At 70.0% G+C, this 25,248-nt stretch carries 24 protein-coding genes; 17 read left to right on the top strand and 7 right to left on the bottom strand.

The features are described from left to right. Both QSV35_RS00215 and QSV35_RS00210 read left to right on the top strand, forming a co-directional pair. On the top strand, positions 1–876 hold the full coding sequence (locus tag QSV35_RS00215) for a carbohydrate ABC transporter permease (protein WP_286285509.1): 876 nt from the start codon (positions 1–3) through the stop codon (positions 874–876). Between the two features lie 31 nt (positions 877–907). Then, positions 908–1,516 carry an AAA family ATPase gene (locus QSV35_RS00210; RefSeq protein WP_286285507.1) on the top strand — a complete coding sequence of 203 codons (609 nt, stop codon included), beginning with the start codon at positions 908–910 and terminating at the stop codon, positions 1,514–1,516. 191 nt (positions 1,517–1,707) lie between these two features. Here the strand turns inward: QSV35_RS00210 and QSV35_RS00205 are convergent, their stop codons facing one another. From QSV35_RS00205 to QSV35_RS00190, 4 genes are all read right to left on the bottom strand, one after another. Next, the gene (locus QSV35_RS00205; protein ID WP_286285505.1) at positions 1,708–3,312 is read right to left on the bottom strand and encodes a DUF4185 domain-containing protein; all 1,605 of its coding nucleotides are present in this window, start codon (positions 3,310–3,312) and stop codon (positions 1,708–1,710) included. A 39-nt stretch (positions 3,313–3,351) separates the two neighbouring features. Beyond that, entirely contained in the window at positions 3,352–4,143 is a 792-nt protein-coding gene (locus QSV35_RS00200; RefSeq protein ID WP_286285503.1) for an SDR family NAD(P)-dependent oxidoreductase, read from the bottom strand. A gap of 112 nt (positions 4,144–4,255) precedes the next feature. After that, the gene (locus QSV35_RS00195; RefSeq protein ID WP_286285501.1) at positions 4,256–5,383 is read right to left on the bottom strand and encodes a DUF4185 domain-containing protein; all 1,128 of its coding nucleotides are present in this window, start codon (positions 5,381–5,383) and stop codon (positions 4,256–4,258) included. A gap of 4 nt (positions 5,384–5,387) precedes the next feature. Beyond that, positions 5,388–6,506: a glycoside hydrolase family 172 protein gene (locus tag QSV35_RS00190; RefSeq protein WP_286285499.1), complete on the bottom strand. Its 1,119-nt coding sequence runs from the start codon at positions 6,504–6,506 to the stop codon at positions 5,388–5,390. Between the two features lie 108 nt (positions 6,507–6,614). Here QSV35_RS00190 and QSV35_RS00185 point away from each other — a divergent pair, with 108 nt between their 5' ends. From QSV35_RS00185 to QSV35_RS00165, 5 genes are all read left to right on the top strand, one after another. Next, a complete protein-coding gene (locus QSV35_RS00185) occupies positions 6,615–9,113 on the top strand; it encodes a GH116 family glycosyl-hydrolase (RefSeq protein WP_286285497.1) in 2,499 nt (832 codons plus the stop codon). Positions 9,114–9,201: 88 nt separating this feature from the next. Further along, positions 9,202–10,278 (top strand): LacI family DNA-binding transcriptional regulator, encoded by a 1,077-nt coding sequence (locus QSV35_RS00180; RefSeq protein ID WP_286285496.1) that lies wholly within the window; start codon positions 9,202–9,204, stop codon positions 10,276–10,278. 131 nt (positions 10,279–10,409) lie between these two features. Then, complete coding sequence (locus QSV35_RS00175) at positions 10,410–11,957, top strand: FGGY-family carbohydrate kinase (protein WP_286285494.1); 1,548 nt, start codon at positions 10,410–10,412, stop codon at positions 11,955–11,957. After that, positions 11,954–13,588 carry a fucose isomerase gene (locus QSV35_RS00170; protein WP_286285492.1) on the top strand — a complete coding sequence of 545 codons (1,635 nt, stop codon included), beginning with the start codon at positions 11,954–11,956 and terminating at the stop codon, positions 13,586–13,588. Before QSV35_RS00175 ends, QSV35_RS00170 begins: the two co-directional genes overlap by 4 nt. Position 13,589: 1 nt before the next feature. Beyond that, on the top strand, positions 13,590–14,528 hold the full coding sequence (locus tag QSV35_RS00165) for a hypothetical protein (RefSeq protein ID WP_286285490.1): 939 nt from the start codon (positions 13,590–13,592) through the stop codon (positions 14,526–14,528). Here the strand turns inward: QSV35_RS00165 and QSV35_RS00160 are convergent. Then, on the bottom strand, positions 14,503–15,048 hold the full coding sequence (locus QSV35_RS00160) for a GNAT family N-acetyltransferase (RefSeq protein ID WP_286285488.1): 546 nt from the start codon (positions 15,046–15,048) through the stop codon (positions 14,503–14,505). The genes QSV35_RS00165 and QSV35_RS00160 overlap by 26 nt on opposite strands. Positions 15,049–15,094: 46 nt before the next feature. Further along, a complete protein-coding gene (locus tag QSV35_RS00155; RefSeq protein WP_286285486.1) occupies positions 15,095–15,283 on the bottom strand; it encodes a DUF1918 domain-containing protein in 189 nt (62 codons plus the stop codon). Positions 15,284–15,421: 138 nt separating this feature from the next. Between QSV35_RS00155 and QSV35_RS00150 the strand changes: the two genes are divergently transcribed. Next, positions 15,422–15,892 (top strand): Fur family transcriptional regulator, encoded by a 471-nt coding sequence (locus QSV35_RS00150; RefSeq protein WP_286285482.1) that lies wholly within the window; start codon positions 15,422–15,424, stop codon positions 15,890–15,892. Here QSV35_RS00150 and QSV35_RS00145 read toward each other — a convergent pair. Next, positions 15,850–16,944 (bottom strand): AraC family transcriptional regulator, encoded by a 1,095-nt coding sequence (locus tag QSV35_RS00145; protein ID WP_286285479.1) that lies wholly within the window; start codon positions 16,942–16,944, stop codon positions 15,850–15,852. The genes QSV35_RS00150 and QSV35_RS00145 overlap by 43 nt on opposite strands. A 239-nt stretch (positions 16,945–17,183) precedes the next feature. Here QSV35_RS00145 and QSV35_RS00140 point away from each other — a divergent pair, with 239 nt between their 5' ends. From QSV35_RS00140 to QSV35_RS00100, 9 genes are read left to right on the top strand one after another with little or no spacing between them, the layout of a single operon-like run. Continuing rightward, positions 17,184–17,489 (top strand): urease subunit gamma, encoded by a 306-nt coding sequence (locus QSV35_RS00140; protein WP_286285476.1) that lies wholly within the window; start codon positions 17,184–17,186, stop codon positions 17,487–17,489. 8 nt (positions 17,490–17,497) lie between these two features. After that, positions 17,498–18,445: a sirohydrochlorin chelatase family protein gene (locus QSV35_RS00135; RefSeq protein WP_286285474.1), complete on the top strand. Its 948-nt coding sequence runs from the start codon at positions 17,498–17,500 to the stop codon at positions 18,443–18,445. Positions 18,446–18,458: 13 nt separating this feature from the next. Continuing rightward, positions 18,459–18,872 carry an urease subunit beta gene (locus QSV35_RS00130; protein WP_286285472.1) on the top strand — a complete coding sequence of 138 codons (414 nt, stop codon included), beginning with the start codon at positions 18,459–18,461 and terminating at the stop codon, positions 18,870–18,872. 2 nt (positions 18,873–18,874) lie between these two features. Continuing rightward, the gene (gene ureC, locus QSV35_RS00125) at positions 18,875–20,599 is read left to right on the top strand and encodes an urease subunit alpha (RefSeq protein WP_286285470.1); all 1,725 of its coding nucleotides are present in this window, start codon (positions 18,875–18,877) and stop codon (positions 20,597–20,599) included. A 5-nt stretch (positions 20,600–20,604) separates the two neighbouring features. Then, entirely contained in the window at positions 20,605–21,330 is a 726-nt protein-coding gene (locus QSV35_RS00120; RefSeq protein ID WP_286285469.1) for an urease accessory protein UreF, read from the top strand. Positions 21,331–21,367: 37 nt separating this feature from the next. Continuing rightward, positions 21,368–22,003, top strand: coding sequence for an urease accessory protein UreG (gene ureG / locus QSV35_RS00115; protein ID WP_286285467.1), 636 nt, complete (start codon positions 21,368–21,370; stop codon positions 22,001–22,003). Then, positions 22,000–22,968, top strand: coding sequence for an urease accessory protein UreD (locus QSV35_RS00110; protein ID WP_286285465.1), 969 nt, complete (start codon positions 22,000–22,002; stop codon positions 22,966–22,968). The genes ureG and QSV35_RS00110 overlap by 4 nt, the downstream gene beginning before the upstream one ends. Before the next feature lie 31 nt (positions 22,969–22,999). Beyond that, positions 23,000–23,920: an urea transporter gene (locus tag QSV35_RS00105; protein WP_286285463.1), complete on the top strand. Its 921-nt coding sequence runs from the start codon at positions 23,000–23,002 to the stop codon at positions 23,918–23,920. A gap of 28 nt (positions 23,921–23,948) precedes the next feature. Then, positions 23,949–25,241: an ion channel protein gene (locus QSV35_RS00100; protein WP_286285461.1), complete on the top strand. Its 1,293-nt coding sequence runs from the start codon at positions 23,949–23,951 to the stop codon at positions 25,239–25,241. Positions 25,242–25,248 lie beyond the last annotated feature (7 nt).

Genomic DNA, 25,248 nt, shown 5'->3' with positions numbered 1-25,248 from the left:
ATGGCCGTCGTCGCACAGGAGCTCGCAGCGGTCCGCCGGCGTCCGAAGCGCACCACGGCAGGGTGGTTCTACACGATCGGAAAGGCGCTCGTCGGAGCGGTGTTCGTCCTGGCGGCGCTCTTCCCGCTGCTCTGGCTGGTGATCGCGGGCTTCAAGTCGAAGAACGAGGTCGTCTCGACGCCGTTCCAGTTCTTCCCCGAGGTGTGGAAGTGGGGGAACTACGTCCAGATCCTCGATGACCCCACCTTCCTCCTGACGATGGGATGGACGTTCCTCGGGGCCCTGCTGTTCACGCTGCTCGCGCTGTCCGTCAACTCCCTCGCCGCCTACGCGTTCGCCCGTCTCGACTTCCGGTTCAAGCGCACGCTCTGGGTCATCGTCATCACGACGATGTTCATCCCGGGGATGACGATCCTGCTCACGAGCTTCATCGTCGTGACCGACCTGGGGATGCTCGACAGCCTCGCCGTCCTGGTCGTCCCGGGGGCTGCGACCGCGGCGATGATCTTCTTCATCCGGCAGTTCTATCTCAGCATCCCGGCGAGCCTCGAGGAGGCGGCGATGCTGGACGGATGCGGACGCGTCCGCATCTTCTTCTCCCTGTTCCTGCCGCTCTCCAAGCCGCCGTTCGTCGTCATGGGCATCACCGCGTTCCTCGCGTACTGGAACTCGTACGTCTGGCCGATCCTCACGATCACGAGCCCCGAGAAGTTCGTCGTGCAGCAGTACCTCGCGACGTTCCGCACGGGACGCGGCAGCGCAGAGCTCGGCCTCCTCATGGCCGGGTCCGTCCTCGCGGCGGCGCCGGTGATCATCCTGTTCCTCATCTTCCAGCGGCAGATCATCGGCAACATCAAGCTGGCGGGCCTGAAGTAGGGATGCGGATCGTGACGACGGCTCGCGGCCGATGCTGCTGTCGCTGACCGGCGCCAGCGGGTCGGGAAAGTCGACCGTCCTCGAGCGGCTGCGCGCCGTTCGCTGGGGGCGGCCCGTCGAGTGCGTCGAGTTCGACTCCATCGGCGTCCCCTCGGGGGCTGACACGGCGTGGCGGCACGGGGCGATCGAGAGCTGGGTGCAGCGCGCGCTGGTCGCGCAGGATGCCGGCGCCGACCTGCTGCTGTGCGGTCAGGTGCCTATCGGTGAGCTGCTCGCGGCTCCGTCGGCCGATCGTCTCGACGGCATCGCCGTGTGCGTCCTGCACTGCTCGCCGGCGGTCCGCGAAGCACGCCTGCGAGGGCGCGGCGACCCTGAGGAGGCCTTGATCCACCACGTCCGATTCGGCGAGTGGTTCCGCGGTCACGCGCTGGATCCGCGGCATCTCCCGGAGGTGATCCGCGTCGAGACCTCGGTGCCCATGCGGTGGGACCGCTGGGACGATTGGTCGATGGGCGACCCGCGATGGGCGCCACGCATCATCCACACCGACGGTCTCACCGTGGGCGAGACGGCCGACATCGTCCAGGCGTGGGCGCGCGCCGCTCTCGCGCGCCGCCCGTCTCCCCTCATAGGCACATGATCGCCCTCCCCGAGCCGTACACCCCGCCGCCCGCCGGCATCACGCCCGGTCTCGGGTGAGACTGGGGACTTCACGCGAGGCTGAGCGCGATGGGCCCGGTCTCGGCCAATAGCCCCGGGCTCGCACCATCTAGACGAGGTCGGAGGCATCCACCGCCCGCCGCGGGCGAGACGGGCGGTGGATGCCGGGTGTCACTTCTTGATGACCGCGACGTCGTCGAGCTGCATCCAGATGTCGCCGCTGTTGGTCCAGACGCCGCCGTAGACCTGCACGGTGCTGTTCGCGCCGCTGTCGAAGTCGACCGTGAAGCGCGTCCACGGACCGACCGACACGAAGTGCGCCTCGGAGATGACCTTGCCGTCCGTCGTCCGCGCGCCGAAGTATCCGGCGTCGCTGTTGACCGACGTCCGGATGTATCCGGTCAGCTGATACGTCATGTTCGGCTGCACGTCGACGTTCTGCCACACGTTGCGCCACCCGCTGTTGAAGCGGACGAACGCGTTGTGGTCACCCGTGAACGCGCTCGCCGGCGCGGTGTCGATGCCGCAGTTCGGCGTGCAGGCCCACGTGCCGTTCGTCCCGTCGCCCATCGGCACGCCGCGTTCGAAGCTCGCGTTGTTGACGAGGTTCGGATTCACGATGTTCCCCTGGCGGTCGATCTGCATCCGCATGAGGTACACGTTGTATGGGCTCCACTGCGACATCGTGAAGTAGATCACGCCGTCCTTGTTCCACGGGTGGAAGTACCCGCCGTAGAGGGCGGGATAGTCGGCCGCGCTCGCGACGGTCTGCGGATCGCTCCACGGGCCCTCCGGGTTCACCGCCGTGCGCAGCACGATGTCGGGTCCCATCAGGGTCATCATGAGGTAGCGCCCGCTGTACGCGTCGTACTGCACGGACAGCTCGCTCGTGGGAGTGTCCACGATCGGCTTCGCCGCCGCTTCGCTCTTGTTCCAGCCCGTGCCGTCCCAATAGCGGTAGGCGGACTTGTCGAGGAGCTTCTGCGCCGGGACGCGGGCGACGGATGCCGGGCCGTTCCGGCCGTTCTGGGTGCCGAAGACGTAGATCTGGCCGCCCTTCTCGGCGTAGGCCTGCATCTGGAACGGGTCGTCGCCGGCGGGCGTGTTCTCCCATTTCGTGTCGGAGACGGTCCAGTTCTCGCCGTCGTCATCGGAGTAGGCGATGCCGGCGTAGTTCGTGTCCCACACGCCTGGCGGGCCCCACTGCTTCACGGACATGAAGCCCATGTACTGGCGCTTGCCGACGGAGATCCCCGCGGTCGGGATCGTCGTGATCTCGTCGCCGTTGATCTTCTTCGATGGGATGAGCTGCTTCGCGATGCCCTGCGGCGACTGCGGTGCGCTCTCGAAGAGCATCCCGTCCGCGAGGTCGTGCGAGCTCGAACGGGTGAGCACGTTGCTGCGCCAGTCGCCGTTCGGGCCGGAGCCGCCGCCGGGGCCGGTCCAGGCGTTGCCGAACGTGTCGCCGAACGCGGTGAGCACCCGACCCTGCCCGTCATCCCACATGATGCCGAGGTCGGTGGCCTTGATGTCCCACCGTCCCCACGTGTTGTTCGGCGCGTCCGGTCCGGTCAGTTTCTGCACGACCGTGACCGGGGTGTGCGCCCCCGGCTGCCACACCGAGGGCTGTGCGGCGGGCGCCGGGACCTCCGCCGTCCGCTCGGTGGATGCGTCACCCGCACGTGCCTGGGCGGACATCGTCGTCACCGCGCACAGCGCCACCGCGGCCGTCGCAGCGGCCGTGATGGTCAGGACTCTGCGTCTGTGAGGCGTCATTGACTCTCTCCTTTGTTCGCCCGCCCGAACGGCGGGACGTCACCACACGGTGTAGCCGCCGTCGACCGTGACGTCGGAGCCCACCATGAAGCTGCTCGCATCGGATGCGAGGAAGAGGATGACCTCGGCCACCTCCTCGGGGGTGCCGACCCGGCCGATGGGCGTGCGCGCCACCCACTGCGCGCCCATGTCCGGGTCGGCGGCCATGACACCCGCAGTCAGCTCGGTCGCGATGTAGCCGGGCGAGACGGCGTTGACGCGCACCCCGCGGTCGGCCCACTCGCCGGCGAGCGTCCGCGACAGGTGCGCGACGCCCGCCTTCGCGGCGTTGTAGGCCGACTGCTTCTGCGGGTAGTTGCTGATGCTGCCGCTCATCGACGCGATGTTGACGATCGAGCCGCGTCCCGCGCGCAGCATGAGCGAGCCGAGCGCCTGGCACACGATGAAGGTGCCGGTGAGGTCGATCTCCACGACCTGTCGCCAGTCCTTCAGCCTCATGTCCTCCGCGCTCGCGGACCGGACGATGCCGGCCGCGTTGACGACGACGTCTGGCGGGCCGAGGCGCCGCTCGAGGGCCGTGGCGAAGGACGCCACCGCATCCTCGTCGGTCACGTCCACGTCCGCGAAGTCGGCATGGAGCTCCCCGCTCACGCGCTGCCACCCGTCGGAGTCCGCCTCGCCGATGTCGCCGACGGTCATGCCGAGGTCCATGACGACGACGTGCGCGCCCTCGGCGACGAAGCGCCGAACCGTTGCGAGCCCGATGCCGCGGCCGCCGCCGGTGACCGCGACGACCTTTCCTTCGAGGTCGGGGAAGTGTGCGATGGCCATGAGATCCTCCGGAATCAGCTCTTCGGCTTCAGCTCGAGCTTTCGCAGCCCGAACCAGTACGACGACATGCCGGCCGGCGCGCATGGGCAGACGTTCGACTGCACCCACATCGTCAGGTCGTCGTCGGACACGAACTTCGAGGGGATCGTCGTGCCGTATCCGCCGTGACGCGCGTCGGTCCAGGGGTACGGCCCGAGTCCTCCGACAGGAACCGCGTGAACGGCCCCCACGGATGCTTCGCCTCGTAGAACTCGTACGTGAGCTCCGTCCACGACGTGTAGACATAGCGCCCGAGTTTCGGCAGATAGGTCACCCCGCCCTGGGACAGGACGCTGAGGTCGTGGGCGCCGACCGTCTGGCCAGGCGTCGCGCTCGCCCCGTCGGAGGGGTGGACGCGGCGCGCGTCGACGAGGATCGGCTTCTTGGCCGCGATGTCGTGCGTCCAGGTCGGCTTCGCGTCCTTCGCGGTCCCCGAGCCCGCCCCGGTCCCCGAGCCCGTCGAGGGGCCCGCGTAGAACTCCCACGTCGAGCGGTCCTGGACGGATGCCACGGGCACGCGCGCGAGGAACAGCTCGGTGGGGTCGGGGACGGAGTCGTCGAACGAGTCGCGCCAGTTGCCGTCGAGCCCGTACGCGTAGGCGTACTCCGGGTCGGGGGCCGCGGCCGCATCCTTCCCGAAGTCGGCGAACCAGATCGTCGTGAAGACGTGGTCGGCGAACATCGGCTTCGCGTGATCCCACGTCCAGGTGCGGCCGTGGTCGGTGCTCTTCGCGATCGTCGCCGCGGGCGCCTCGTTGAAGTCCTTCCGGAGGTCCTGCACCGCGAGATACAGGGCGCCGTGGACGCACAGCATCCCGGTCGGCTTGCGCGTGAAGTCGCTCCCGGACCACACCTGTCCCACGGCATCCCCGCTCGCGAGCCCCGTCCCGTTCAGGTCGCCGGATGCCGGCGATCCGGTGATGCGGTTCACGACGATGTCGCTCCGCGTGCTTCCGAAGCCCGATCCGTCCCCGTTCGCGGCATACAGCGCGTCGTCGTCCGCCCAGCAGCTCGGCCACAGGTCGCCGTCGGAGACGCCGACGGCGGTGTTGGCGTCGGCGACCCGCGCGGAGAACGCCGCGCCGGGCAGGGCACTGGGGAAGATGCCGCCCGGCGCCGACGAGGAGCCCCCGGCGGAGCAGCCCGCCAGGACGGCGGCGGATGCCGCGATCACGCCCACGATCGCGCCGCGACCTCGCACGACCTCAGGCCCGGGGCGGGGTCGCGCCCAGGTCGGGAACGGGGGCGGTGCCTAGGTGGACCTCCATGTCGTCGGCGCTCGGCGACTTCGGGCGCCGGGCCGTCGGGCGGTCGAGGTAGAACAGCGCCGTCGAGGCGATGTCGTCGCGCAGGGGCAGGTAGCGCCATCCGCTCCGCCAGCCGAGGGCCTGGATGTCGACCTTCGGCAGGCCGGTGGAGAAATGGATCGGGTCCGCCACATGCCAGCGGTACATCCCGAAGCGCTGCTGCGAGACGTAGAGGCCGTCGGGCCGGATCACCTGCGGCATGCCGAGGTACGGGGTCGAGAAGGCGGTGTAGCCCTGTCCGGGGATGTCGAAGTTCCATGCGCCGCCGAAGTAGTCCTCGGTGCCGGTGCCGCAGATCGTCGGGTAGTCGGTGTCGTCGTCGAGGTAGAACTTGATCTCGCCCTCGCCCCACCAGCCGTTGGAGTTCACGCCCCACGCGATGTACGTGCCGACGTACTGGCCCTGACCCTCGACGCCTTCGACGATCGTGTGCGGCACGAGCTCGTCGAGGGGGTTCGACCGCCGCCACTGCGCGTGGAAGTAGCCGTCCTGCGAGTGATCACCGCCCGTCTCGTACGTGACCTGGTAGTAGACCCGCACGTCGACGACCGACGTGTTCTCGATCGTGAGCCGTGCGCCGTCGCGGAAGGGCATCGGCCAGTACGAGTTGAAGCCGCCGTGCGGGTTGGCGGCGACCATGAGCGAGTCGACCTGCGCGAACACGCCCCACCCGTTGCAGAAGAAGTCGCCGTAGGGCACCTCGACGGCGGGCTCCTCGGCGCCGTCCCAGTACGCGCGCAGGATCAGCGTGCGCCAGTTGTCCGTGTGGGTCGTGATCCAGATGTGCGTGATCTTCCCGGCGCCGGCGATGTTCGCGAGCTCGAACGTCTCGCCCGCCTTGACGTCGACGCTCGGCGAGATCTTCCAGCCCGGGCCGAGGTCGCGGGCGCAGGACGCCCCGGTCCCCTCGGTCGCGCGACCGCCACCGCCCACGGCTCCGTCGATGTTCTCGGGCGAGATGGAGCGTGTCTGCACCGTGCGGAGGGCGGCGAGGGAGGCTGCGGGATGAGAGTTCATGACGGAGGACTTCCTTGTCGAGGGGGAAGATCGAGTACGTTTGGAATCGATTTCACGTTTCAGTCTTGCGGGGCGTCCCGCGACTGTCAACCGAACCGATGGGACGACATGGCCGACATCCTCGAGCAGCGCCTGCCGCACCGGGAGGTGCCCGCGCTGGCGATGCCGGTGGGCGGCATCGGCACCGGCGGGTTCGCCGTCAACGCCGACGGATCGCTCCGGCAGTGGCAGCTGCGCGGCATCCCGAACCACCGCGGTGCCCTGCCGCTGACCGGATTCTGGATGCGCGTCACACAGATCGAGCCGCCCCTCGACCTCGTGACGATGGTGCAGGGCGAGCCGGTCGCGGACCCCGCGGCGCCGCTCGTCACCGACGCGGAAGTGCCCGGATGGATGCGGCGCGCCGCCGATCGCGTCGGCTCCTTCCGCGACGCGAGCTTCAGCGGCACCTACCCGATCGCCGAGGTGGCCCTGCGCGACGAACGCAACCCCGTGGCCGTCGACCTGCGGGTGCTGAACCCGCTCGTTCCGGGCGACGCCGAGACCAGCGGCATCCCGACCGCGATGTTCGAGCTGACCCTCACCAACACATCGGACATCGCTGCGCACGGTACGCTCGCCGGCTCGCTCCTGAACGCCGTCGGCTGGGACGGCATGACCCCGATCGGCGACGACCCGATGATCGCCGCGACGCCCGGCCTCGGCGGCAACGTCAACCGCCTCGTGCGCGGCCGCGGCTGGACGCGCGTCGTCATGGACAACCCGGCGTTCGACGAGTCGCACGAGCTCGCCGGCCAGATGCTGCTGGCCGCCGACGACGAGAGCGCCGCCGTGCTCACCCGCTGCGCGAGCCTCGAGCACCTCGTCGCGTTCCTGGAGTCCCGTGCGCTCAACGACGGGCGCGCGAGGCTCGCGCAGGCGCCGACGGTCGCCGATCCGCAGCTGAACGCACCGGCCGACGGTGCAGGCCCCAGCGCGCCTGGATCCACGTGGGCGGGCGTCGTGGGGGTGCCGTTCTGGCTGGAGCCCGGTGAGAGCCGCACCATCCGGTTCTGCATGACGTGGTGGTTCCCGAACCGCTTCGTCGACGTCGAGCAGTTCGGGCAGCCGCAGGCGCAGTGGGGCGCATCGCGCTTCCACCTCGGCAACGCCTACGCGCTGCGGCACCTCGATGCGGTGGACGTGCATGCCTCCGTCGCCCGCGACTGGGAGTCGCTCGTCGCGCAGACGTGCGACTGGACGCGCACCCTGACACGCTCCGACCTCGACGCCCGCACGGTCGACCGCCTGGCGGCCCAGGCGTCACTCGTGCGCAGCCCGACGTGCTTCGTCGGCGCCGACGGCCGGTTCTACGGCTACGAGGGATCGCTCGGCGCGTCGACGACGATGTGGTCCGGGTCCTTCGGCGGATCGTGCCCGCTCAACTGCACGCACGTGTGGCAGTACGAGGCCGCGCTCGCAGGACTGTGGCCGGCGCTCGAGCGCGATATGCGCGACACCGAGTTCGACGTCATGCAAGCGCCGTCGGGCGCCATCCCGCACCGCCTGCGTGTGCCGACCTACCTGCCGCAGATGTGGCACGAGGCCATCGGCGGCCCGGAGGAGCCGGCGCTCGACGGCATGCTCGCGACGATCCTGAAGTCGCTCCGCGACGCGCAGCACGGCGCTGGACGCGACTGGGTCGACCGACGCTGGCCCGCGCTGCGTCGTCTGTACGCGCACATCTGCGAGCGGTGGGATGCCGACGGCGACGGCGTTCTGCGCGGCATCCAGCCGAGCACCCACGACATCGACCTCGCCGGCGTCAACCCGTTCATGGGCTCGCTGTGGCTCGCCGCGCTCCTCGCCTACGAGCGGCTCGCCGGCATCGTCGGAGACGAGGATGCCGCGACCGACGCCCGCCGCCGCTTCGCGTCCGGGTCGAAGCTCTACGACGAGCTGCTCTTCGACGGCGTGCATTACGTGCAGAAGCTCGACGACGGCGATCCCGTCGACTTCCAGTGGCTCACCGGAACGCTCAGCGATCAGGTGATCGGCCAGTGGTGGGCGCACCAGCTGGGGCTCGGCCGCATCCTTCCCGAGGGGCATGTCCGGAGCGCCCTGCGCCACGTCGTCGCGACCAACCTCCGCCGCGGGTTCCGCGACTTCGCGCACACCTACCGCGTGTACGCCGACGCCGACGACACCGGGCTGCTCATGTGCTCGTGGCCCGACGGCGGTCGCCCCGCCGTCCCCACGCGGTACGCCGACGAGGTGTGGAGCGGCATCGAGTACCAGGTCGCCGCCCACTGCCTCTTCGAGGGGCTGGATGCCGAGGGCGCGGCCGTGCTCGACGGCCTGTGGACGAGGCATGACGGGAGCCGCCGCAACCCGTACAACGAGATCGAGTGCGGCGACCACTACGCTCGGGCGATGGCCGGCTGGACCGTGCTGCAGGCGACCTCGGGCGTGCGGGTCGACGAGCTGGAGGGCACGATCACGGTGTCCCGGGAGGGTCGCTGGCCGTGGTTCTCGTCGACCGGCTACGGCACGGTCACGGTGTCGGGCGATGACGTCGAGGTGGCGTGCGCGCGCGGCCGGCTGGATGCGCGCATCGTGCATGTGTGACGCCGTCTGAGGCTCACAGGGGTGGAATCGATTTCAACAATGTAATGTTGACGCACCGACTCGACGGAAGAGTCGGGCAGGGGGAGCCATGGCCACGATCTACGAAGTCGCGAAGCTCGCCGGCGTCTCGCCGGCGACCGTGTCGCGGGTCTTCAACGGCATGGGGGTGTCCGAGGAGAAGGCGCTCGCCGTCCGCGAGGCCGCGAGGCAGCTGCGCTTCAGCCCGAATCGCACGGCGCGCACGCTCCGGCGCCAGGAGTCCGAGGTCATCGCGCTCGTCATCCCCGACATCGAGAACCCCTACTTCACCGAGCTCGCGCGGGGCGTCGAGGACGTCGCGCAGAGCGCCGGGTACTCCGTCGTGCTGTGCAACACCGACTCGGACCTCGACAAGGAGTCGACCTACCTCCAGATCGCGATCTCGGAGCATATGGCGGGCGTCATCCTCGCGGCGGCGTCCGACCACACCAACCTCGACGACATCATGGCCGCCGGGCGACCCGTCGTCGCGGTCGACCGCGGCACGGGCTACGACATCGACGGCGTCGTCATGGCGAACCGCACCGCCGGCCAGGCGGCCACCGAGAACCTCGTGCAGTCCGGCTATCGCCGCATCGCATGCATCACCGGCCCCGAGCACATCGAGACGGCGTACGAGCGCGCACAGGGATGGCGGGCTGTGATCGCCCGCAACTTCCCCGACGCCGACCCCGACGAGCTGCTGCGCTTCTCGACGTTCCGCGTCGACGGCGGCCGCGATGTCATGGAGGAGCTGCTCGCCCTCCCGGAGCCTCCCGACGCGGTCGTCGCGGCCAACAACATGCTGGGCGTCGGCGCGATCCAGGTGCTGACCGAGCATGGGCTCACGCCTCCCCGCGTCGGCGTCGCCGTCGTCGGATCGCTCCCGTTCACGACGCTCTCCCCCAGCGTGGTCACCGTCGTCCGGCTGCCCGCGCGCCACATGGGCGTGACCGCCGCCCGCATGCTGCTCGAGCGCATCAACGGCGACGATCAGCCCGCGCGGACGATCGTGCTCCGCAACGAGCTGCAGCCGGCCCGCACCGCGGCGCCGGCATCCTCGGCGACGCGCTCGTCGGCCGCCGCGTCGTCTACGGTACCGGCGACCGCCACGCCGGTCGCCGCGCCGGAGACCACTCGCGCCTGACTCCCCCGGGGGCACGAGGTTTCACGGGAAACGGTCGTTTCGTCGATTGTTCATGAAATCGATTTCGTGTAACGTGAGTGCACGTCGCGAGAACGCGACCCCGCAGGCACGCTGTGATCGAGGAGGATCCGATGAAGTGCACGCTCGGCGTCGACATCGGCACGTCCAGCAGCAAGGGCGTTCTCGTCGATATCGATTCCAGCGAATCCGCCGGCAGGATCGTCGCGACCGCGACCGTCGCGCACGACGTCGACCGCCCGCATCCGGGGTGGGTCGAGATGGACAGCCGGGTCTGGTGGGAGGAGTTCGCCGGCCTCGCCCGCGAACTCCTCGCCCAGGCGCCCGATGCCGAGATCGCCGCCGTCGGCGTGAGCGGGATGGGGCCCTGCATCCTGCTCGCCGACGAGGCCGATGAGCCGGTCCGCCCGGCGATCCTGTACGGCGTCGACACGCGCGCCGTCGCGCAGATCGAGCGGATGACGGCCGACCTCGGCGTCGAGGCGATCACCCGCGTCGGGGGGTCGCAGCTCACCACCCAGGCCGGAGGCCCCAAGATCGCGTGGATCGCCGACGAGGAGCCCGACGCCTACGCCCGCGCGCAGCGGCTCTTCATGCCGGCATCCTGGCTCGCCCGCCGGCTCACCGGCGCCTACGTCCTCGATCACGAGTCGGCGAGCCAGGTCTCGCCGCTCTACGACGTGGATGCCGAGGCCTGGCACGAGCCGTGGTGGGACGCCTACGCGCCCGGCATCGAGCGCCCGGAACTCCGGTGGGCAGGCGACGTCGCCGGCACGATGACGGATGCCGCATCCCTCGCCACCGGGATCCCCGCCGGCACGCCGGTCATCGTCGGCACGATCGACGCGTGGAGCGAGGCCGTCAGCGCCGGAGCGCACGAGGTCGGCGACCTCTTGCTCATGTACGGCACGACGATGTTCCTCGTCGCCACCGGCGAGGAGACCCTTCGCACGCCCTCGATGTGGACGACGGTCGGTGCCTTCCCCGGCACCCGCAACCTCGCCGGCGGGCTCTCGACGTCCGGTGCGCTCACCGCCTGGATCAAGGACCTGACGGATGCCGACTACCCGACCCTCCTCGACGAGGCCGCCGACTCCGGCGTCGGCGCCCGGGGCCTGTCGATGCTGCCGTACTTCGCCGGCGAACGGACGCCGATCCTCGACCCCGACGCGCGCGGCGTCATCGCGGGGCTCACCCTCGATCACGGCCGCGGCGACCTGTATCGCGCGGCCCTCGAGGCCACGGCCCTCGGGGTGCGGCACAACGTCGAGACGATGCGCGCCGCAGGCGCCGACATCCGCCGCATCGTCGCGGTCGGCGGCGGCACGCAGGGCGCGCTGTGGCTGCAGATCGTGTCGGACGCCACGGGGCTCGTGCAGGAGGTCCCGCAGGTGACGATCGGCGCCAGCTACGGGGCCGCGTTCCTCGCGGCGTGCGCGGTCGCGCCGGCGGGGGAGGCGCCCGGCATCCGCGACTGGAACCCGGTCGCCGACCTCGTCGAGCCGCGCCCCGAGAACGCCGCGGCCTACGACGCGCTCTTCGACCGCTACCTGCGGCTGTACGCCGCCACCAAGACCATCGCCCACGAGCTCGCGGCCGCGCAGCGCGACGACGCGCCGGCCCCCGCGCGACAGAACCTCACACCACAGGAGACGACATGACCGACTACGCCATGCCCGCGACGCACGTGCGTCCCGACGCCCCGGAGCGAACGGCCTACCTCATCACCTCGGGCGACCTGCGCGAATCCGCGAACATCGCCGGGTGGCCGACGCAGGTCGAGCTCGAGGCCGGGGTCACCGGCGTGCTGAACGACCTCGGCTGGCAGGTCGTGCGTCCGTTCGGCGTCGATCCCGCGACGGGCCACGGGTTCATCTCGAGCCAGCGGATGGGCATGGAGGTCTTCAAGAAGATCCCCGCCGATGCGCCGCTCGTCGTCGCGATCGCGAACTGGCAGTACTCCCACCACGTCCTCGCCGGCCTCCGCACGCACCGCGGGCCGATCCTCACGGTCGCGAACTTCGCCGGGGACTGGCCGGGGCTCGTCGGCCTCCTCGGGCTCAACGCCGGCCTCACGAAGATGGGGAAGCCCTACGCGACGACGTGGTCGGTCGACTTCACCGACGACTGGTTCCGCGACGGGCTGCGCGAATGGGTGGAGACCGGATGCATCGTGCACGACGCATCCCACGTCCGCCGGCTGCCGGAGCTGCCCGACACCCCGGAGGTCGCCCTCGGGCGCGCGCTCGGCGACGAGCTCCTCACGGACAAGGCCATCATCGGCGTGTTCGACGAGGGCTGCATGGGCATGTACAACGCGATCTTCGACGACGAGCTGCTGAACCGCATCGGCGTCTACAAGGAGCGCCTGTCGCAGTCCGCGCTGTACGCGGAGATGCTGCGGGTGACGGACGCCGAGGCCGATGCCGCGTACGACTGGCTGATCGACCACGGCATGACGTTCGTCTACGGCGAGGATGCGGCCACCGAGCTCACGCGCGAGCAGGTGCAGTGGCAGATGAAGATGTACATCGCGGCCCTGCGCATCGCGGACGACTTCGGGCTGGATGCCGTCGGCATCCAGTACCAGCAGGGCCTCAAGGACCTCGTGCCTGCGTCGGATCTCGCCGAGGGCATCCTCAACTCGACGGAACGGCCCCCCGTGTCCTCCCGCGACGGAGCGCGCGAGCTGCACGCCGGCCGCGCCTTCCCGCACTTCAACGAGGCCGACGAAGGTGTCGCGGTCGATGCGCTGGTGACCGACCGCGTGTGGCGCGCGATGGGGCTCGTGCCCGACAACACGCTCCACGACGTGCGCTGGGGCGAGGAGTTCGACGGCGAGTTCGTGTGGGTCTACGAGATCTCCGGGTCGGTGCCCGCATCCCACCTGGGCGGATGGCAGAACGCGGAGGGATGGCGCCAGGGCCACGTGTTCTTCCCCGCCGGCGGCGCGACGATCAACGGCGTCTCCAAGCCCGGCGAGGTCGTGATCTCGCGCGTCTTCATCGCCGAGGGCATCCTGCAGGCGGACATCTTCCGCGCCACCGTCGTCGAGCTGCCCGCGGCGGAGACGCAGCGACGCAAGGACGCGACGAACCCGGAGTGGCCGATCGCCAACGTCGTCCTGCACGACGTGACGCGCGACCAGTTCATGGCGCGCCACAAGGCCAACCACGCCCAGGTCGCCTACGCGCCCGATGCCGAGACCGCCGACAAGGCGCTCGCCGCGAAGGCCGCGATGTTCGATCGCCTGGGCATCAAGGTCAACCTCGTGGGCCGGGTGAACCTCTGACGTGGACGACTCCCTCCGTCTCGCCGCCGTCGACGAGACCGGCTGGCTGCGCCCTGCCGCGGGCGCGGGTCCTCGCGAGCCGCGCTGGGGGAACCCCGACGGGATGCAGATCGGCCTCCACCCGCTGGGCGGGCCGCGCGGCCTCATCCGCATCTACACGCCGTACCTCGGACACGATCGCGATCGCCTGATCAACTTCATCGCGATCGAGCCGATCCCGCTGGGAGCGACGGAGCGCGGGTACTCGGAGCTCGAGCGCTCCGGCCTGGACGACGTTCCGGGGCTGCGGTTCTGGTCTGCGGACCCGCCCGCCGATCCCGCACCCCGTGCCGGCGATGACCCGACGCGGGGGATGGTGGATGGCGACACCCTGAGCGTCAGCATCCTGTGCGAGCCGTTCGCGAACGGCGCCCATGTGCGGGTGACCGCGACCTTCATACGCGATCGGCCCCACGAGGTCGCACTCGCCGCGCACATCCGGGCCGATTCCGTGCCGCTGTACGCCTGCGTGCTCAGCGCGACGATGGGCAACTGGGCGCGGCTGCGCGAGCTCGAACTCGCGGGCGGCACCGCGACCTCGCAGACGCTCTGGCCGCGCCACACCGGGAACGGGTTCACCGACCACGCCGCCTTCGGCGTCGGGGTGCGCGTCGTCGAGGGCGATGAGGCCGTCGTGCGCGTCAAGCCCGATGAGGCCGATCCCACTGCCGCCGAGTACGCCGTCGGCACCGCGGAGCATTGGCACTTCAAGGGTCTTCGCGCGGTCCAGGAGTGGCGTGCGAAGGACCCCGACCCGGCCCTCCGGGCCCAGGTCAACGGCCGGGTCACGTACTGGATGAGCGACCACCCGATCCCGGGCGGCGTCGCGTTCGAAAACGTCGAGCTGGTCGAGCCGTTCCGCGACGGGCGCTCCTTCACCTTCCGGATCGAACCGCTGTGACCGTATCCTGCAGCGTGCGGCCGAGCAGCTGACCCGGCCAGCCGTCGATGTCGAAGGTCTGGATGCGGTCGTAGCCGCACGACTCGTAGAACTTCACGAGATCGCCCGTGCCACCGCCGTAGCAGTCGACGCGGAGGCGCTCGACGCCGGCCGCACGGGCCCGTTCGTCGGCGAACGCCATGAGGCGGCGGCCGATTCCGCGCGCTCGCTCGTCACGGCTCGCGAGCAGCAGACGCACGTAGACCTCGGGCTCGGTTGCCGCAGGGACGTACTCCATCGCGTCGCCGACGACCAGCACGCCCACGATGCCGAGATCAGGGTGCTCCGCGACCCATGCGTCGGGCAGGCCCAGTGCCTCGGTGACGCGCGCGATCCGCTTCTGTGACGAGGACCAGGGCTCCGTGCCCCACTGGCTCACGTTGCCCATGCTGACGAACCACTCGATGATGCCGTCCGCCATCTGCAGGACGGCCGGCGCATCCGCCGCACTCGCCCGCCGGATCTCGATCCCGTCGATCATTCCCGCGCTCCTCGTCGTAAGCTCCACCGTAGCGCGGGGCTCCGACTCAGCCGGCGGGGTGCAGCACCTCGCAGTCGGCACCGGGGGACAGCAGCCCCTCGTGCCCGTCGTCGTAGCGGATCACGAGCAGCGGCTCGTCATCCGTCCCGCGGATCTCGATCACCTCGCCGAGGTGGTCCGCCATCCCGACCGCCCGACCGTGCACGCGGATGCGGTCTCCCACTGTCGCTCGCATTGCGGCCTCCCTCCTCTTCCAACGGTACGCCGCGCACCGCGCCTGTGGGCCCCCGCGAGCGAGGGCTCGCATGGGGGAGCCGGCGCCGGCCTCGCCGCGGGGGATGATGGAGCCACGACGACGCGAAAGGGAGGCGCCGTGTCCACCACGCTCGATCATCGTCAGCTGCATCTGCGATCCGCCGCGCAGGCGGTGCAGGACGGCCTCGCCGCCCTGCGCGACCGGGGCGAGCGCGTGACGCCCGCTCGTCGGCTCGTCGTCGAACTGCTTGCGGAGAGCCCCGAGCATCTCACCGCGGACGCCGTCGCCGGGCGGCTCGCCGACGCGGGAGTGCACCGGGCGACGGTGTACCGCACGCTGGACCTGCTCGTCGAGTACGGCATCGCCGCGATGCGGCGTACGGCGGGCGGCGCCGTCAGGTATCACCTTGCGACCACGTCGACGGCGCACGGGCACCTCCACGGGCATTGCCGCCGGTGCGACAGCGTGGTCATCCTGCCCGCCGACGCGTTCAGCGACGCCATCGCGCAGCTGCGCGACCGGACGGGCTTCGAATTCCAGCCCGACTATGCCGCGTTGGAAGGGATCTGCGCCGACTGCAGGCGCTGACGACGCTCGGAGAAGTCCGCCTCCGCCCCTTCGGGTCCGCCGACCCGCACGATGATCGAGTCGCGGAACTGGCGGGGTGTCACGCCGACCTGCCGCTTGAAGTGCACGCGCAGCCGGTCGACGTCGCGGAACCCGCAGCCGAGCGCCACCTCGCGCAGCGACAGGGCGGGGAACTGCTCGATGAGCGACTTCGCGGTGAGGACGCGGCGCTCGGCGAGGAGGCCCGCGATCCCGGTGTGCTCGAAGTAGCGATAGACCTGGCGCCTGCTGAGGTGGAGCTCACGCGCGATCGAGGCGACCGTGATGTCCGGCTCGCGATGGCGCTGCTCGATGAGGCCCGCCACCTGCAGCCGGATCTCCTGCTCGCGCGCATCAGGCCCCGACCGGTTCCACGAGTCCGCGAGAAGGGAGCGCGTGAGGTCGGCGAGCGCGCCGAGCGGAACGGATGCCGAAACCCCCTCGCCCGCATCCTGCACGAGGTGGGCGAGCAGGGAGAAGAGGAAGGCCTGCACGGCGGAGGCGAGCGGGGAATCGGGGAGCACGGCGTTGCGTCGCGGCATCCCGCTCCCGATCAGTCGATCGGGCACGACCACGCCGACGATCTCGGATCCTCGTCGGACGGCCAGACGATCGCCCGTGTCGGCGAGCACGGCCATGCGTCCCGGCGGACACGCCCACCAGTCCGCCGAGGCGGCGGGGTCGGTGCCGGCGACGAGGCCCGCTCCTCCCGAGACGGTCGCGGCGAGCAGGCGATCCGTCGCACCGCCGCGACCGCTGCCGCAGACGCGGAGCTCGACCTCCGTGCTGTTCGACAGTGAGAAGAGGGCGAACCCGTCGACATGCGTCTCGGTGAGCGTGGCGGCGAACTCCGCAGGAGAGGTGACGTCGAGCGTGACGCCGGTGAGGCCCGTGAACCGGGCGGCCCCGCGTGCGCCGTAGAGGCGCTGGAAGCGTGTTGTCGCGACGGCCCCACCGTCCGCGCGGTCGTGCTGACGCATGCGCTCGACCTGCCGCGGTCGGATCGCCGCTGCCTGCTGCGACGTCGTCGACATGGCGACCCCCCGATCGTTCTGCCGCCAAGCTATCCATTCGGCATCGCGGCCACGTCATGTGGAATGCATGAAAACGGCGCCCGCGCAATCGGCCCCCCGGTCGAACTGAGACTGACAGCCGCCACTTTGTGTCGTCTCGGCGGCATTCGATGGTGTCCCGGTTCCCGGCATGCCACATTCGTGATCACCGACGGAGCTCGTTATCCGCTCCGCACATGAGCCGAGAGTTTGGAGTTGCGATGGATCTCTCTCCTCGCGAAATCGACAAGCTGTACGTCTACCAGGTGGCTGAGCTGGCGCGTCGTCGCCGGGATCGCGGCACTCTGCTGAACATGAGCGAGGCGCAGGCGCTCATCACGGAGACGATCCTCGAGGCGGCCCGCGACGGGAAGTCCGTGGCGACGTGCATGGAGCTGGGCAAGACGGTCGTCACCGTCGACCAGTGCATGCCGGGCGTGCGCGAGCGGGTCCAGCTCCTCCAGGTCGAGGCGACCTTCCCCGACGGCACGAAGCTCGTGTCGTGCCACGACCCGATCATGGGCTGAGGCACCGGATGCACGACGTCGCGGTTCTGCTGGTCGGCGGTCACGAGAGCGCCGACGGCGACGACTTCGTGCGGCTGCGCGACGCCGGGCTGGACGCCGTTCCGACGCCGGCGGGGCGAGCGCTGCACAATCGCGCCACCACGCTCCTCGCGGAGGGGAAGACGATCGTCGTCGTGCCGATGACCTTCGGCCGCGACGTGACGATGGTCGCCGACGCGGCGAAGACGCTCAACTGGCTCACCCCGCTGCACCCGGGCCGGATCGCGCTCGCCGCCTCATTCGGCGCGCCCGACCACCTGAGCGCGTGGCTCCGGACGGCGGCGAACCGCGTGAGCGCGGTCGACCCCTCCGCAGCGCTGCTCGTGCAGATCCCGCGGTCGAATCCGTTCGACGAGGCCGAGATGCATCGCGTCGCGTATCTCGTCGGCACGTTCGGCGCGCTCCCCGAGATCGCCGTGTCGGTGGGGGTCGATCGACCCGCGATCGAACGGTCGGCGGACCGGATGCGGCGGCTCGGCCACGGCTCGACCGCGGTCGTCCCCGGCGGGTTCGCGGCGGCGCCGCTCCTGCCGGACGGCGATGACGTCGTGAGCGCGGGACCGCTGATGTCCGATTCGGCGATCATGCGGGTCGTCCGGGAGCGCGTCGTGGACGCGCTCGCGGATCTGGCTCGCGGCCGGGACGGGATGAGCGCCGGGCTGATGGCCGATCACGGGCACGGGTACGCACATTCCCACGCGTTCGAGGAGGCGCAGGGCCGGGGCCACAGCCATGGGCACGGCCACAGCCACTCGCACTCCCACGGTCATGGTCACAGCCACTCGCACGACGACGACCACAGCCATTCCCACGACGACGGCCATGCGCACGACCACAGCCATGGCCATTCAGACGACCACACAACCGACGACCACCACGGGACCGCTGGGCACCGCGTCCACGATCCGGCCAGCTAGGAAGGAGCGACCGATGGTCAGCAGAAAGCCGAAGTATCACCACAACGACGATTCGATCGAGATCAATGCGGGGCGCGACAGCGTGACGATCCGGGTGACGAACACCGGTGACCGCCTGGTCCAGATCGGCTCGCACTTCCACTTCTTCGAGGTGAACCGGGCCCTCCGCTTCGAGCGCGAGCAGGCGTGGGGCATGCACCTGGACATCCCGGCGGGCACCGGCGTGCGCTTCGAGCCCGGCGGGACGAAGGAGGTCACGCTCGTCGCCTACGCGGGGGGCCGCAGCATCCACGGGTTCAACGGCCTCGTCGAGGGCGGCCTCGACGCGCAGCAGACGAAGGTGGACGCGATGCGCCGGCTCGACGAGCGCGGATTCGAGAACGGTGACCCGGACTTCGTTCCGGGATCGAAGAACGGGAGCAACTGAAGATGGCCGTCATCTCGCGAAAGCAGTACACGGACCTGTTCGGGCCGACGGTGGGCGACAAGGTCCACCTCGCCGACACGAACCTGGTCATCGAGATCGAGAAGGACTATGCGTCCGGCAGCTACGGCGACGAGGTCGTCTACGGCGGCGGGAAGTCCGCACGTGACGGCATGGCCTCGAACCCGCTCGCGACGCAGGATCAGGGCGCGCTCGACCTCGTCATCACGAACGCGATCGTCATGGACCCGATCCTCGGCATCGTCAAGGCCGACATCGGCGTCAAGGACGGACTGATCGTCGGGATCGGCAAGTCGGGCAACCCGCAGACCCAGGAGAACGTCGACCCGCACCTCATCGTGGGCGCGGGCACCGAGGTGATCTCGGGCGAGCACCTGATCGCGACCGCCGGCGCCATCGACACGCACGTGCACTACATCTCGCCGCAGCAGGCGTACTCCGCCCTGAGCAACGGAATCACGACGCTCTTCGGCGGCGGCACCGGCCCGACCGATGGATCCAACGGCACGACCTGTACGCCCGGCACGTGGAACATCCACCGGATGCTGCAGTCGGCCGAAGGGATGCCGGTGAACCTCGGCTTCCACGGCAAGGGCAACGCCTCGCAGCCCGAGGTGCTGATCGAGCAGATCAAGGCCGGGGCATCCGGTCTGAAGGTCCACGAGGACTGGGGGACGACCCCGGCCGCGCTCAGCATGGCGCTGACGGTCGCCGACCAGTACGACGTGCAGGTCTCGGTGCACACCGACAGCCTCAACGAGGCCGGATTCGTCGAGGACACGATCTCGGCGATCAACGGCCGGACGATCCACACGTACCACACGGAGGGCGCGGGCGGCGGGCACGCCCCCGACATCCTGAAGATCGCGTCGCACCACAACGTGCTGCCGTCCTCGACCAACCCGACGCTGCCGTACACGGTGAACTCCGTGGACGAGCTGCTCGACATGGTCATGGTGTGCCACCACCTCAGCCACGACGTCCCCGAGGACGTCGCGTTCGCCGAGTCCCGCGTGCGGGCGGAGACGATCTCGGCCGAGACGGTGCTGCACGACCTGGGCGTCATCTCGATCTTCTCGTCGGACTCGCAGGCGATGGGTCGCATCGGCGAGTCGGTCACGCGCGCGTTCCAGACTGCGCACCACTGCAAGGAGCAGCGCGGAAAGCTGCCGGAGGATGCCGAGGACAACGACAACTTCCGCGTGCTGCGCTACCTCGCGAAGGTGACGATCAACCCGGCTCGCGCGCACGGTCTCGACGATTACATCGGTTCGCTCGAGCCCGGCAAGATGGCGGACATCGTGCTGTGGCCCGTGGACTCGTTCGGTGCCAAGCCGAAGCTCATCGTCAAGGGCGGCCTCATCAACTGGGCGCAGATGGGCGACCCCAACGCATCCCTCCCGACGCCTCAGCCGGTGTACTACCGGCCGATGTTCGGCGCGTTCGGCCAGACGCTGCAGACGACGCGTGCGACGTTCATGTCGAAGGCGTCGATCGAGGCGGGCGTGCCCGAGCAGCTCGGTCTGAAGAGCCAGATCCTCCCGGTGCGCAACACGCGTGCGATCGGCAAGAAGGACATGGTCCGGAACTCCGCGACTCCGGTCATCGACGTCGACCCCGAGACCTACAAGGTCACGATCGACGGCGAGCCGGCGCACATCGAGCCGGCGTCCTCCCTGCCGCTGACGCAGCTGTTCTACCTCACCTGAGCGCGATGACGTCGACCGTCGATGCACCAGCAGCCGCCGTCGGGCGGCTGCTGGTGGCGATGCAGCTGACCGACTCGGCGTTCCCGAGCGGCTTCTACACGATGTCGCACGGCCTGGAGGGTTTCCACCAGGCCCGCGCCGTCACGAAGGCGACCGTCGGGGAGCTGCTCGAGGATCTGCTCGTCGCCACCGTCGGACCGGGAGACGCCACGGCGCTCGCCCGCGCGCACGGTGCGGCGTCCCAGCGCGACTGGGACGCCGTCGCCGCGCTCGACCGGGACCTGTACGCGACGAAGCTCAACGCCGAACTGCGCACGGCGTCGACCCGCAGCGGTCGGCAGCTGGCCGACATCGCCGCCGAGGTGTTCGACGGCACTCCGGGCGGCGAGGACATCGCGGTCTGGGCGGCGCGCATCGCGGCGAAGGAGACGCCGGGATGCCAGCCCGTCACCGTCGCCGTCTGCTACGCGGCGACCGGCGTCCCGGTGGAGCAGGCGGTCGCGGCCGACCTGTTCGCATTCTGCACGAGCTTCGTCGGTGCCGCGCTCCGCCTCCGGCTCACCGACCACCGCGGGGCCCAGGTGCTCCTGCGCCGCATCCAACCCGTCATCGAGGTCGTCACGGCGGACGCCGTCGTGCGGCCTTCTGCGGACATCGGCGGCTTCGCTCCTCTGAGCGACATCATGTCCGCCCAGCACGAGCGCGCCGAGGCGCGCCTGTTCACCAGCTGACCCGCTGTGCGGGCCCCATAGAGAAGGAGTGCATCCCATGAGTTCAGACGTCCTGCGAGTCGGCATCGGCGGACCGGTCGGGTCCGGCAAGACGGCGCTGACCGAGGCCCTGGTGCCGATCTTCATCGCCGCGGGCCGCACCCCCGGCGTGATCACGAACGACATCTACACACAGGAGGACGCGCGTCACGTGCGCCGCGAGCTCGAGGGCATCCTCGATCCCGAGCGCGTCGTCGGCGTTGAGACGGGCGCGTGCCCGCACACCGCGGTGCGCGACGACCCGACGATGAACCTCGCCGTCGGCGAGGAGCTCCTCGAGCGCTTCCCCGACATCGACACCCTTCTCTACGAGTCGGGCGGCGACAACCTCACCCTCACGTTCTCGCCGTCGCTCGCGGACGTGTTCGTCTTCGTGCTCGACACGTCCGAGGGCGAGAAGATGCCGCGCAAGCGCGGCCCGGGCATCACCGAGAGCGACATCCTCGTCATCAACAAGATCGACATCGCCCAGTACGTGCGCACCGACCTCGGCGTGATGGAGCGCGACGCGCACGCCGTCCGGGACGGCAAGCCGGTCGTCCTCACCAACTCCCTCGACGGAACCGGCGTGCGCGAGCTGTTCGACCAGATCATGGCGCAGTGGGCGGCGACGCGCCTCGAGCAGGTCGTGTGAGCATCGCGGTCCAGCCGGATGCGCGGCTCGAGCCCGGCTACTACGAGCCGTCGCGCGTCCCCGTCGAGATCGCCCGCTACGGCACCGACCCGCACACGCTGCGGGTCGGTGCCCCGGGCAAGGTCGGTCTGCTCGATCTCGCGTTCGAGCTCCGCCCCGACGGCGACGGCATGCGCACCGACCTGGTCCGGCACTACCAGAAGACCCCGCTGCAGATCATGAAGCCGATCTACTACAACCCGCAGCGGCCGGACATGGCGTACCTCTACCTGATGACAACCGGGGGAGGCATCCTCCACAACGACCGGCAGCGCATGGACCTCCGGTTCGGCCCGGGCACTGCCGCGCACGTCACCACGCAGGCGCACACCAAGGCGTACCGCATGGAGTCCGGGTATGCGACGGCGGTCTGCAACATCGAGGTCGGCGAGGGCGCGTACGTCGAATACCTGCCGGATCCCGTGATCCCGTTCGTCGACTCGCGGCTCTATCAGCGCACAGGCGTCGCCATGCAGCCGGGCGCATCGCTCGTGACGGGGGAGACGCTGTATGCGGGTCGCCTGTCGCGCGGGGAGCGCAACGTGTACGCCGCGTATGCGAGCGACTTCGAGGTGACGGGCCCCGACGGGAAGCCGGTGGCGACTGACCGCGTCCGGCTCGTGCCCGCCCAGGGCAGGCTCGACGCGCTCCTCGGCGGCCGGGATGTGGTCGCGTCGCTCTACGTCGTCTCCGACACCGTGCGCTCGTCGCGCATCGCCGACGTCCTGCGCGACGCGACAGCGGATGCCGTCGCATCCGACCCCTCCGCCGTCTTCGGCGTGAGCGTCCTGCCCTACGACCGCGGCGCGTGGCTGCGCCTGCTCAGCGACGACACGGTCGCGGTGGAGCGGGCGACGAGCGCCGCCGCGATGGCGGCGCACGAGCTCCTGCTCGGGACGACGGCACCCCTCATCCGCAAGACCTGAGCCCATCCGCACGACACGAGAGGACGAAACGATGACCGCGATGACACCGGCGGTGAGCACCCGCGCCCAATGGTGGCTGGGCTTCCTGCATGGGCCCTCCCAGATCTACTTCCAGCAGAACGTCATCACGGGCATCCTCGTGCTCGCTGCGTTCTTCGTCGCCGACTGGCGGATGGGCATCCTGGCGCTCCTGGGCTGCCTCGGCGGCATCCTCGGCGGGCAGGCGTGCCGGTTCCCGCTCTCGAGCGTCGGCGCGGGCATGCAGTCCTTCTGTGGAACGCTCGTCGGCGCCGCGGTCTTCGCAGCCCTCGGCGGGGACAACATCTGGGTGTACCCGCTCGCCCTCGTCGGCGGCTTCGTGACGGGGCCGGTCACGTGGCTCGTGAACGCGCTGTTCACCCGCACGGGGCTCAAGGTCTTCAACCTGCCGTACACGACGGCGCCGTTCGTCATCGTGGCGACGATCATCGCGCTGTCGACGGCGAAGTATGCGGTCAGCTCACCGCTGCCGCACGTGACGAACGATCCGCTCACCGCGTTCGGGCTCTCCATCCTGACGAACGTGTCGCAGGTCGTGCTCGTCGACAACCTGTGGTCGGGCGCCCTCATCCTGATCGGTCTGTTCATCGCCGGCTGGCGGGTGGGGCTCGCGGCTCTCCTCGGCAGCGTGGTCGGAACGCTCACCGCGTTCTTCGCCGGAGAGACGATGAACGAGATCGCCAACGGGCTCGCCAACTACTCGGGCGTGCTGACCGCGATCGCTCTGGCCGTCACGTTCATCAAGAGCTCGGTGTGGTCATGGCTGTACAGCGTGCCGTGGATCATCGTCACGGCCATCGTGACGCTCGTCATGCACAACGCCGGCGTCGAGACCTACACGTGGCCGTACATCCTGACCACCTGGGTCGCGCTGATCGTGGCACACTTCATTCGTGGTCTGAAGAGAAGCTGAGACCCGGCACCCCTCGAGAAGGAGCTCCATGAGCACTCCCGCGTCCGCGAGTCCCGGAGTCCGCCTCCTCATCCTGGCTGCCATTCCGGCCGTGCTCATCGGCATCGGCAGCGCCCTGATCCTCAAGGGCGTCTACCTGCTGTCGGACCTGCTGGAGCCGGTGCTGTGGCAGACGCTTCCGAAGGTGTTCGGCGCGACGGAGTCGACGCCCTGGTGGATCTTCACCGTGCTCACCGTCACCGGCGCGCTCATCGGCGCCGTGGTGTGGCTGGTGCCCGGCCATGCCGGTCCCGACTCGGCGACCACCGAGCTCGACGGGCCCTTCCCGAAGCTCATGGCGCTGCCCTCGCTCGCGCTCGTGCTGGTGCTGTCCCTCGCAGGCGGTGTGAGCCTCGGACCGGAGAACCCGATCCTCGCGATCAATGCCGTCCTCGCGATGACGCTCCTGGGTCGGCTGAAGCGGATGCCGCCGGCGCTCTTGTCGACCCTCGCGGTCGCCGGCACGATCGGCGCGCTGTTCGGCACGCCGGTGGCGGCAGCCCTGGTGTTCACCGGCGCCGTCGCGGGCAGCAAGCTGCCCGGCTCGCTGTGGGACAAGCTCTTCCTCCCCCTCGCGGCGGCCGCGGCGGGCTCGGGGACGACCCTTCTCCTCGACGGCCCGGTGTTCAGCATGGGGATGGCGCCGGTCGGACAGGTGCAGCCCTACGACCTGCTCATGGCGACCGTGATCGCGATGCTGGCCGCCGCCATCGGCGTGCTCATGATCTGGGTGTTCCCGTTCGTGCACCGCGGGTTCCACGCGCTGCGCAACCCCCTGCTCTTCACGCTGCTCGGCGGTGTCGTCCTGGGCGTGCTCGGCATGATCGGCGGCCCGATCACGCTCTTCAAGGGCGCGGAGCAGACCGGAGAGCTGCTGAAGAACGCCGGCCACTATTCGACAGGCCAGCTCGCCGCGATCGCCGGGATCAAGATCGTGGCGCTGCTGGTCGCCGCCGGCGCCGGCTTCCGCGGCGGTCGCATCTTCCCGTCCGTGTTCATCGGCACGGCGCTCGGGATGCTGGGCGCGGCGCTCGTCCCCGGCCTTCCGCTCCCGCTCGCCGTCGCGTGCGGCGTCATGGGCTTCGTCCTCGCCGTCGCCCGCGACGGATGGATCGCGCTGTTCATCGCCGTCGCCGTCCTCGGGACGGGCGATGTCGCCGTGCTCGCGACCCTGTGCGTCATCATCCTGCCGACGTGGCTGGTCGTGACGAAAGCGCCCGGGATGCTCATCAAGCCGAAGGAGCAGTTCGCACCCGCAGGCGTCAGGGCCAAGACGAGCTGACGGCCCC

Source organism: Microbacterium candidum (assembly GCF_030315975.1).
GTDB classification, from domain to species: Bacteria; Actinomycetota; Actinomycetes; order Actinomycetales; family Microbacteriaceae; genus Microbacterium; species Microbacterium candidum.
The sequence above is the reverse complement of the archived record's forward strand: the minus strand, read 5'-3'. Positions and strand labels throughout refer to the sequence as shown.